This window comes from Arcicella lustrica (genome assembly GCF_034930985.1).
Classification (GTDB): Bacteria; Bacteroidota; Bacteroidia; order Cytophagales; family Spirosomataceae; genus Arcicella; species Arcicella lustrica.
Genome location: NZ_JAYGIM010000032.1, coordinates 1 through 986, shown reverse-complemented (window position 1 = coordinate 986; position 986 = coordinate 1). Strand labels below are relative to the sequence as shown.

The following is a 986-nucleotide window of genomic DNA, read 5'->3' as shown; positions in this document are numbered from 1 at the left end:
ATAACAGTGCAAAATTATCATTCAATAATGGACCTGTTTTAGTGAGGGGGCAAGCAGATTTCACAAGTATAAAACATTATCAAGAAGATAATAACCAAGTAGTAGAAGTCTCTTATAACGGTTCACTCAAAAATGTGCGTTGGAAAATGAAACCAAATGGATGGCTTGAAATGGACTACGAATATGCACTTGAGGGTAAATATCCTTTTGCGGGGATAAGTTTTAGTTATCCAGAAGGATTGGTTTTAAGTGCCAAATGGTTAGGAAAAGGACCTTATCGAGCTTGGAAAAACCGTATGCAAGGACTAAACTATAATGTTTTCGAAAACTTATATAACAATACCCAAACAGGCAATGCTCCTTGGATTTACCCTGAGTTCAAAGGATATTATTCTAATATTGTTTGGCTGGAATTAAGTACAATGGAAGGCAAATTTATCGTAGCCTCGCCTGAAGACGATTTGTATGTACGTTTGTTTGATTTTTATGCTATCAATGGTGCAAAGCCACATCCAGTATTACCTACAGGAGACATCTCATTTTTGGATGCCATTCCAGCGGTAGGTTCAAAAATGGGAGTAAGTAATAATGAAGTAAAATCACTTGGTCCCAATAGCGATTTAAACGCAATAAACGGAACAATTAAACGAAAGTTGTTTTTCTATTTTGGATATTTGCTTGAAAAATAACCTATAATTCCTAAAAGTGAAGATGCTTCACTTTTAGGAATTTAATCTTGCTGTTGAGGTTCCTCACAGATAGCTTTAGCATAATGGAAAAGAAGATATAACCTATACAAATTACCCAACCATGTTGAAAAGTTTTGATGATACAGGTATCAAATACTAATACAACGAGTACTCTGGCGAATATACTTGACCTATTTGGCGACATGTCATTTTCCAATTTCCACAATTAGTATTTAAGGAAATTTTAAACAATCAATATCCAATATTATTTCCGGATTATTGGAGATTGATTCTTTA

1 pseudogene is annotated in these 986 nt (G+C 34.2%); it reads left to right on the top strand.

From position 1 onward, the window contains the following. Positions 1 to 689, top strand: a pseudogene (locus VB798_RS24300) (glycoside hydrolase family 2); the annotation flags it as partial. Positions 690 to 986 lie beyond the last annotated feature (297 nt).